Origin of the sequence: Archangium sp. (genome assembly GCF_036388035.1) — a bacterium.
Classification (GTDB): domain Bacteria; phylum Myxococcota; class Myxococcia; order Myxococcales; family Myxococcaceae; genus Archangium.
Genome location: NZ_DASVSO010000137.1, coordinates 1 through 6,215, shown reverse-complemented (window position 1 = coordinate 6,215; position 6,215 = coordinate 1). Strand labels below are relative to the sequence as shown.

At 73.0% G+C, this 6,215-nt stretch carries 5 protein-coding genes and 1 pseudogene; 1 reads left to right on the top strand and 5 read right to left on the bottom strand.

The features are described 5' to 3' along the window. From VF697_RS06075 to VF697_RS06055, 5 genes and pseudogenes are all read right to left on the bottom strand, one after another. A pseudogene (locus VF697_RS06075) lies at nt 1-480 on the bottom strand (hypothetical protein); the annotation flags it as partial. Then, nucleotides 477-2,351, bottom strand: a complete 1,875-nt coding sequence (locus tag VF697_RS06070; protein ID WP_331092538.1) for a Gldg family protein — start codon at nt 2,349-2,351, stop codon at nt 477-479. The pseudogene VF697_RS06075 and the gene VF697_RS06070, both read right to left, overlap by 4 nt. Then, complete coding sequence (locus tag VF697_RS06065) at nt 2,342-3,067, bottom strand: ABC transporter permease (RefSeq protein WP_331092537.1); 726 nt, start codon at nt 3,065-3,067, stop codon at nt 2,342-2,344. The genes VF697_RS06070 and VF697_RS06065 overlap by 10 nt, the downstream gene beginning before the upstream one ends. Next, the gene (locus tag VF697_RS06060) at nt 3,064-3,996 is read right to left on the bottom strand and encodes an ABC transporter ATP-binding protein (protein WP_331092536.1); all 933 of its coding nucleotides are present in this window, start codon (nt 3,994-3,996) and stop codon (nt 3,064-3,066) included. Before VF697_RS06060 ends, VF697_RS06065 begins: the two co-directional genes overlap by 4 nt. Before the next feature lie 4 nt (nt 3,997-4,000). After that, complete coding sequence (locus VF697_RS06055; RefSeq protein WP_331092539.1) at nt 4,001-5,410, bottom strand: TIGR01777 family oxidoreductase; 1,410 nt, start codon at nt 5,408-5,410, stop codon at nt 4,001-4,003. Nucleotides 5,411-5,444: 34 nt separating this feature from the next. Between VF697_RS06055 and VF697_RS06050 the strand changes: the two genes are divergently transcribed. Further along, nucleotides 5,445-6,215 (top strand): L-threonylcarbamoyladenylate synthase (locus VF697_RS06050; RefSeq protein WP_331092535.1); only part of this gene is annotated, 771 nt, incomplete at its 3' end.

Below are 6,215 nucleotides of genomic sequence, written 5' to 3'. Positions count from 1 at the left end.
GGTGCCATCCGCCTCCCGCCGCACGTACGGGCTGCCCCAGCCAATCGAAGCGCCCGCCAGGGAGAAGGTGTGCTCGCCGGTGGACAGCGTCACCACCAGCTTCCGGGGGCTGTCCTTCAACCCCACCTCCGCGAGCGTCTCCGCGTCCAGCACGCCCAGCCCTCGCGAGGCCCACAGCGGAGCGAAGCGCGCGAAGAGCTTCTCCGCCGTCTCGTTGGCGCGCAGCACGCGTGGAGGAGCCCGCGCCCCCGGCTTCGTCCCCAGCCGCAGCCACAGCGCGCCGTCCTCCGAGCCCTCGCGGAACAGCTCCACCCAGCCGGCCGAGTCCTCGTAGCGCACGCGCTCCAGCGCCTGGTTCGGCGCGTCCAGCACCACCACCTCACCGGGAAGGCCCGCCGGCTCGCGCTGCCAGACGAAGTAGGCCGCGACCAGCCCCACCGCCGCCAGCGCCCCCTGGAGCGCCACGCCCCGAGCCCTCATCGCGCACCACCTCCTTCTGGAGAAGACGGGGGCGCACGCCGCCGGCCCCGGCGCCGTGTCACGAGGAAGCCCGCCCCCAGCACCACCGCGGGCCCGAGGAAGACCGTCGAGTAGAACCACACCACGTCCTGCTGGCGGGTGTGCTGCACGGGCACGTCCTCCTCGTTGGACACCTCGCCCGCCAACTCCTCCTCACCCAGCAACCAGAGCACCGAGTCCATCGCCAGGTAGGGGTTGCCGTAGGCGCGCAGGACTCCGTCGGTCAGCACGTCCGCGTCGCCCATGGCCACCACGCGCACGGGCGAGGCCCCACCGGCGCCCGCCTTCTCCACCGCCACCACCAGGGGCCAGGCGCGCCGGACTTCCCCCTCGTCCGGAGTGAAGTCGTGGTTGGCATCCTGGAAGGTCTCCCCGAGGGCCCGCACCGACACGTCGTGCGTCAGGCCACGGGGCAAGGGCTGCATCGACTCCAGCGCCGCCGCGCCCTGGAAGACGACGGCCGCCTCGCTGCCCAACGTGGCCAGCGTCCCGACCGAGGGGTGCGAGGAGAAGCTCGCCGTCCCCAGGTTGGCCCTGTCGCTCTGCTGGTGGGCGGTGCGCAGGTAGCGCTGGTCATTCGCCAGCGGGACGCGCAACAGCTTCAACCCCAGCGGCTCCAGCAACGGCTCCAGGCCGGGCCCGTCCGGCTCCAGCGCGAGCCACAGCCGTCCACCCCGCTCCTGGTAGCGCCGCAGCGCGGCGAGCTCCTCCGGGAGGAAGTCGCGCTCGGGCCCCACCACCGCCACCACCGCCGCGTCACGCGGCACCTCCGTGCCCAGTCCCTCGGCGACGCCCAGCGAGCGCACCTCCACGTTCAGCACGCGCAGCCAGTCCTCGAGCTGGGACAGGCCGGGCCGCGCCTTCTCCCGCGCCGTGGCCACCTGGGGCTGCACACCCCGCTCGCCATGGCCCGCGGTGAGGTACAGCACCCGCCTCGGTCGAGACACCACCCGCAGCCGCCGGTACACGTCCTCGTCCAGCCGCTGGAGTTGCCCCCGGGCGCGCTCCAGCTCCAGCGGCACCTTCAGCCGCTCCTGGCGCGGGCCCCGGCTGAACACCACGGAGCCGTTCTCCCCCACGCCCAGTGCCTTCGCCCGCGCGGGCTCCACCGCCTGGTCCAGCACCTCCACCTTCAAGAGGCCGGACTCCCGGGCCAGCTCGCGGAAGTACTGCTCCAGCGCCTGCCTCACGTCATTGGCGGGGGGGAAGAAGAGCGTCACCTCCACCGGCTCGTTGAGGCTGTGCGCCAGCTTGCGCGTGGCCTCTCCCGGCCGGGCGGTGCGGAAGTACGCCAGGTCCCACGAGACATCCGCCTGCGTGGCCACGAACATGGCCGAGAAGGCGAAGATGAGGGCGAAGGCCAGCCCCAGCCCCGAGTGCAGCGCGTCGCGCACCCTCCCCGTCTCCAGCACCGGCCCCCGGGCCATGGCCGCCACCGCCAACTCCACCAGCGCGAGCGGCAGCAGCGTGGCGGTCAGCAGCGCGGGGAAGAGCGCCGCCAGCACCACCGCCACCCGGGGCGCCTGCTTCTTCAGCGGCACGCCCCATACAGACGTCCCCGCGTCCGACTGGAGGAAGTAGAGCACCACCCCCAGCCCTCCCAGCAGGAAGAGGCCGAGCAGCCAGCGCTCCACCACCCGCCAGTCGCCCGTGGTGCGCACCACCCGCGCCACGCGCCACGCCCCCGCGAGCCCCCCCAACGCCAACCCGAGGCCACTCAGCACGAGCCGCTCCAGGCCCGCGCCCGCCACACGCTCGCCGAGGAAGACGGCCACCAGGCCCGCCACGTACAGCGCGGACACCCAGGGGTTGGGCCGGAGGCTCACCGCCATCTCCGCGCCTCGAGCACCCGCGTGGCGGCGAAGAGGGCCACATAGGTGACGAGCAGGTAGTAGACGACGTCGCGCACGTGCACCACGCCCGCCTGGAAGGGCTGGAAGTGCTGGTTCCACAGCGCCAGCGCGCCGAAGACATCCGAGAGCGGCTGCTCGGTGATGCGGGCCAGCAGCCAGCACGTCAGCAGGGCCACCAGCATGCACCCGGAGAGGACGGCGGCCAGCACCTGGTTGCGCGCCAGCGCCGAGCCGAAGGTGCCAATGGCCAGCGACGCGCTGCCCAGCAGCAGCAGCCCGAGGTAGCCGGCGGCGATGTGGCCCAGGGACAGCTTGCCGTGCACCATCACCAGCAGCGGCATGAAGGCCGTGGCCAGCGTCATCAGCGTCAGGAAGGCCAGCGCCGAGAGGAACTTGCCCAACACAATCTCGTGGTCCTTCACCGGCGAGGAGTACAGCAGGGACAGCGTGCCCGCCTGTCGCTCCTCGGCCAGCAGCCGCATGGAGATGAAGACCGAGGCCACCAGGGTGGTGCCGCTGGAGAAGAAGAAGAAGAGCGAGAGCACCTCCGAGGAGCGCTTGCTCACCCCGCCCAGCGCATAGGCGTTGAAGAGCAGGCCGTCCACCGCCAGCACCATGGCGATGATGATGTAGCCTTGGAAGGTGCGCAGGTAGGCCGCGAGCTCGCGGCGCGCGATGAGCAGTGTCCGCATCATGAAGGGCCCACCTCCGCGCCATGGGTGAGCCGCAGGAAGAGGGACTCGAGCTTCTCCGCGCCCCGGTCCAACCGGAGCAATTCCAGGTCCGCGCCCACCACCGCCCGCGCCACCCTCGGCCGCTGCTCCGCCAGAGCCTCCACCCGGAGCGTCACCACGCCGTCCGCCTCGCCCAGCACCCGCACCGGACCCACGCCCGCGAGCGCCGCCAGCACCCGCTCCCGCTCCCCCCGCACCTCCACCTCGATGAAGCCACCGCCGCCCAGCCGCTGCCCCAACTCCGCCTCCGTGCCCTGCGCGACGAGCTCTCCCTCCTTGATGACCAGGAGCCGGTCACACGTCTGGCTGATCTCCGACAGGATGTGGCTGGAGACGAGCACCGTGTGCGCCCCCCGTAGCCCGTGGATGAGCGAGCGCATCTCGACGATCTGCCGGGGATCCAACCCGCTGCTCGGCTCGTCGAGGATGAGCAGCGCCGGCCGGTGCACGAGCGCCTGCGCCACCCCCACCCGCTGCCGGTAGCCATGGCTCAGCGAGGAGATGGGCGCGTCGTCCACGTCGCGCAGGCCCGTCTTCTCCTCGGCCTCGGTGACGCGCGCGGACACCTCGCGCGACGGCACACCGCGCAGCCTCGCCACGAAGGCCAGGAACTCCCGCACCTCCATCTCCTCATAGAGCGGCGGCGTGTCCGGCAGGAAGCCGATGCGCTGGCGCACCTCGTGCGGGTGGCTCACGACATCGAAACCGTCGATGACGACCCGCCCCGAGGTGGGCAACAGCACGCACCCGAGAATCTTCAGCGTGGTGCTCTTCCCCGCGCCGTTGAGTCCCAGGAAGCCGATGACCTCGCCCCGCTCGATGCGGAAGGCGAGGTCCCGAATGGCCGCGCGGCTGCCGTAGTACTTGGTCAGCCCCTCGACGTGAATCATGCGCTCAACTGTAGCGGAAGCGGGGGCCCTCGGACGTCTTCCCCAGCGTGAAGCGCAAGGTCTGCTCGAGCGAGGGGTGGAGGAAGGTGAAGCCCTGGCGCTCGGCGGCCTCCGGGCGCAGGTGGGCGCTCGAGAGGAGCGTCTCCTCCCCCATCTCCCCGAAGAGGGTCCGCACCGCGGCCGCGGGCACCGGCACCACCGCCGGCCGGGAGAGCACCTGGCCGAGCGTCCGGGCGAACTCCTCCTGCCGCACGGCGTTGGGCGCCACCGCGTTGACGGGCCCGCGCATCCCCGGGGTGTGCAGGGCGAAGAGGATGAGGCCGAGGAGATCCTCCAGGGACACCCAGCTCATCCACTGCTGGCCGTCTCCCATCCGACCGCCGGCCCCGGCCTGGAAGGCGGGCAGCATCTTCGCCAGCGCGCCTCCCCGGGCACTCACCACCACGCCCAGGCGCAGGTGCACCACGCGGATGCCGGCCTGCTCCGCCGCGGCGGTGGCCGCCTCCCACTCCCGGGTGACGTCGGCGAGGAACCCTGTCCCCGAGGCGCTGGACTCGGTGAGCACCTCGTCGCCCCGGCTGCCGTAGAAGCCCATGGCCGAGGCGCACACCAGCACCTTGGGAGGGCGCGACAGCCGCGCCAGGGCCTCGCTCAACACCCGGGTGCCCTCGACGCGGCTGCGGCGGATGAGGGCCTTGCGCTCCTCCGTCCAGCGCCCGTCGGCGATGGGCGCTCCGGCGAGGTGCACCACCGCGTCCACGCCCTCCAGGGCCACCATGTCCGTCTCGCCCTGCCCCGGCGCCCAGGCGATGTCCCCGGCCTCGGGCCGCCCGCGCACCAGCCGCCGCACCCGGTGTCCTCCCGTCGAGAGGAAGGGCACCAGCGCGCCGCCCACCAGCCCCGACGCGCCGCTCACCGCCACCGTCAGCGGCCCCTGCCCGGCGAAGGCCGCGTGCCGCCGCAGGTCCTCGCGCGTCACCGCGTGTCGGTAGGCGAACATCCGCTCCAGCCGCTGCCGCGCGTAGCCGCCGCCGAACACCCGGCCCAGCGGCCCCACCGGCAGCACGTACTCCACCTCGTCCTCCAGCACCCCGCCCGCCGAGGGCTCGTCCCACATGCGGTGGGTATGGACCCACTTGGAGAAGGGCCCCGACTCCTGCACGTCCTGGAAGAGCGAGCCGGGGATGTACCGGGTGTGCCGCGCCACCATCCGCAGGGGCACCGGCCCCAGGCGCATGCGCACCACCAGCCGCGCGCCCTCGCGGATGCCCTCGCCCTGACGCTCCACGACCTCCACGGACTCCCAGGGGGGCTGTAGCCGCTCGAATGCCCCCTCGCGGGCATGCCAGGAGAACACTTCCTCGGCACTCACGGGCATCTGGCTGCGAGCCTCGAACATCTGCGACTTGCCCATCGTCCCCTCCGGGGGCCAGATTGCGTCCCCAGGCATGCTTACCCCGGACCTTCTCGCCCAGGCAGTGGAAACGTTGCGGCGCGGCGGCGTCATCGCCCTGCCGACGGAGACCGTCTACGGACTGGCGGCCAACGCCGAGGACGAGCTGGCCGTGCGCCGCGTCTTCGCCATCAAGGGTCGCCCCGCCACCCACCCCCTCATCGTCCACGTGGCCCGCGCCGAGGAGCTGTCCTCCTGGGCCCGCCACGTCCCCGAGGAGGCCCACCGGCTCGCGGCGGCCTTCTGGCCAGGGCCCCTCACGCTCGTGCTGCCGCGCAGCGCTCGCGCCACGGACGCCGTCACCGGAGGCCAGGACACGGTGGCGGTGCGGGTGCCCAATCACCCCATCGCCCTGGCGGTGCTGGATGCCCTGGGCGGAGGCGTGGCCGCGCCGAGCGCCAACCGCTTCGGCAGGGTGAGCCCCACCGCCGTGGAGCACGTCCGGGCGGACCTGGGGGACGAGGTGGACCTGCTGCTCGACGGCGGCCCGTGCACGGTGGGCCTGGAGTCCACCATCGTCGATTTGAGCGGCAAGGAGCCGGCGGTGCTGCGCCCCGGAGGCCTGGCGGTGGAGGAGCTCGAGCGCGTCCTGGGGCGCCGGGTGCCGGTGCGCACCTCGTCCACGGTGCGCGTCTCGGGCAGCCTCGCCTCGCACTACGCGCCCCGGGCGGGCGTGGTGCTCTCCGAGCTCATGGACGTGGGCTCGCGCGTGGAGGTCCTGCGCGCCCAGGGCCAGAGCGTGGGCGTGCTGGGCCCTCCGAGCCTC

Excerpts from the sequence above, each read along its gene's own strand:
- VF697_RS06065 (WP_331092537.1), bottom strand. The coding sequence starts at position 3,067 with ATGATGCGGACACTGCTCATCGCGCGCCGCGAGCTCGCGGCCTACCTG.
- VF697_RS06070 (WP_331092538.1), bottom strand. The coding sequence starts at position 2,351 with ATGGCGGTGAGCCTCCGGCCCAACCCCTGGGTGTCCGCGCTGTACGTG.
- VF697_RS06055 (WP_331092539.1), bottom strand. The coding sequence starts at position 5,410 with ATGGGCAAGTCGCAGATGTTCGAGGCTCGCAGCCAGATGCCCGTGAGT.
- VF697_RS06060 (WP_331092536.1), bottom strand. The coding sequence starts at position 3,996 with ATGATTCACGTCGAGGGGCTGACCAAGTACTACGGCAGCCGCGCGGCC.